Raw genomic sequence first — 2,590 nt, forward strand, 5'->3', positions numbered from 1 at the left:
TGCTATTTTTTCGAGTTATAAGGTATGCCGCAATAGCATAAACGAGGCCGGTAAGTGGTGCGAGTGCCAGAAGTGGATGATAGTGGGCAGTCACCAGGAGAGCAGCGATAATGATGCTGCAGTTCAGCGATACATCCAGATAAATTGAGTGATACAAATATATCGAGCCATCAACGTCGCCATCGATGAGTTCGATCCGCTCGCCTGGTTTTTGCGTATGCTCGAAGCTTCTGTCTAGTAGGTGATTCAGGATTGCCTTCTTCAGAATAAATCTTGTTTTGGACGCGGTTTTTTGTAGATAGATGTTGGCTGCCAGCTTTAATGGGGGCGTGGCAATGAGGGAGAACGAAGCGCCCGCGAGCGCGTATAAATATAAACTGTCACTTGCCAAGTATAGGTTGATTGAGTTGCCTATTAAATAGGGTGATGCGCTTGTAAGAATCGCAATGCCTACACCAAAGCAGCAGAGTTTTAGATTATCCTTCATGATTCTAGAAACCGCATTTGGTGGGGGAGGAATGGAAATTCATAGTCATGCTCGATTAGCCCAATTGAGCCGATTAGCGATCCCACTCTTCCAATCCACAAACCCAAAGGATCTGCAGTCTTTGTTCTAAGGTTTCGACTGCTTTGCTCACTGAGGTTGATGATGTTTGACCATAGAAATATCTTAGGGTTACTTAGCGAATCTGGTGAAAGCTTTTTAATTATATTAAGAATTCCAAAAGCGCCATGACATAAAGAGTCGTTAATAGGGCGCTTTCTTTTTTCTAGATCGCAGTAAGAAAATGCAGTCTTAGACGGATGTTTCTCCAAGAACTCTGTTGCCAGCCTCACTCCCTTTCTAGCAAAATAATCTATTGCCAAAAAGTTTCCTGGTAAGCCATGGCTCCATGAAAACTCGCCCGCACTTGATGCTGAACGTTTTCTATAGTCATGCCAGTTTTCAATCGTTCCATCATATTGGTCGAGCTCCCAAGATAGAAATCCTAAGAATAAATTCTTGATTGAGTCGTCTTTTGCGATCAGATCGTTGAAATAAAATAACGAATATGCGCACCCCATAATGCCATGGGACAATCCGCTCAATAGAGCATCGCTTCTAGTAGTGACTGCATTATCAAATGTCGCTAGTTTGCGGCCGGCTATAGGCGTGAGTTCTGTTTTTAACTTATCGTATAAGGATTTCGCTAAATCAGAAAAGCATTTGTCTTTCGTGAGGCTGAAGAGATGAGTCAGTACGTTTAAAGTTCCGAACATACCTGATAGAAAGTCCGAGCCCCAAAAGTATTTTTGCCACCAAGGCTCAATGAGTACCTCTTCAACATATCTCTTGTAGAGTTGTAGTAGTTCGTGTTCCCTTTCATCATCAAAATAGTCTAGGCTTATCAATAGCGGTATAATTGCAGAGGATAAGCCGAAGTGAAAACCACCTAAATGCGTACCTTTATTCGAAAGTTTTTGGATCACTCTGCTGTAACAAATATTTAGCAGTTGGCTTACCAGCTTTTTATCTATAGCGCTGCTGCGGCTAGTAGCGACCACGCACCCGTAGAGAATGCCGGACAGTCCGTAGTAGAAATCGTCCCCTAACTCTGAGAACTCCATGTAACCGCCAGGTGATGAATGAAATCCCAACCAAAGTCCATTGCTGGAAATTTCACTGCCTAACATCTCATTGATCAACTTCGCATTGACCTCTGATGATGACCTGAGTTTGTTAATGATCTCATCTACTTCTGAATACCGAGGGTCGTTCAGGTCGTCGTATTGTCTGAATGTGTGGTCCGTCAGCTTATCACCATGTTCATACATATTTTTCATTGCTAATAAAGTATTCGCAGTCAGTTTTTCTTCAAATGCGATTCTGTTTTTGCTCATGGTTTGAACGTATTGGAGGCTGTTATCGATTCCGTTTATATAGTCATTGCTATCTAGGTGGCCATTGCCATCGTATCTTGGTTCAAAGAATTCAAGGGCCCCAGTTTGTCCTTGAGCAAAAGGTACGTCTAAATCCAAGCAAGCGGCGATCTCTGCCTTGAGAAAGCCTATGGCAGGGGCGGTGTCGTTATTGAGAATGTTCTCTAGGAAGGCTCTACGTTTTTTAGTGCATCGCATTAAAGTCGCATGCAAGGAGCATTGGATAGCGTAGTGATATGTGGCGGTCGGCCTCGGAATATACCTATTTCTTCTTCCTCGGAGAGAACCAATAATTTCGATGATTGAAGCCTGATTACTATTCACAATGGAGAACAATTTGTTCAGGCCTTCAATGATTTCTTTTTCGTAGTGCCACGGCTGCGCCGCTTTTCCATCGATATACAAAACGTTTTGGTTTGGAAATATTTTCACTCCGTCCATGCCAAACTGGCTCTGTCCACTCTCGTCTTCCAGATGTTGATACAGATTTAAGCTGACATATTGCTCCGATAGTCCACCTAACGCACTCAGGTCTACACCTATGCCGTCGGTGCCTTTCCACGTCCAGTTTGGAAGTATGCTTGTTTGGGTGACATTCCAGCGTACTTCTTTTGGAATGGTTTCAATATTAAGGGTGCTATAGAAAATGGTTTCGAGATCAATTGGGATA

Annotated in this window: 2 protein-coding genes; both read right to left on the reverse strand. The window is 43.1% G+C overall.

The window, feature by feature from the left end; genetic code table 11:
- Positions 1-487, reverse strand: a 487-nt coding sequence (locus tag OQK_RS30425; RefSeq protein WP_038860880.1) for a hypothetical protein, incomplete at its 3' end; no start/stop codon positions are given.
- Positions 484-2,590: DUF4135 domain-containing protein (locus tag OQK_RS11805; RefSeq protein WP_162098727.1), on the reverse strand; the 2,107-nt coding region annotated here is incomplete at its 5' end. The genes OQK_RS11805 and OQK_RS30425, both read right to left, overlap by 4 nt.

The sequence above is a fragment of the Pseudomonas sp. R62 genome (genome assembly GCF_000257605.1).
Taxonomy (GTDB): Bacteria; Pseudomonadota; Gammaproteobacteria; order Pseudomonadales; family Pseudomonadaceae; genus Aquipseudomonas; species Aquipseudomonas atacamensis.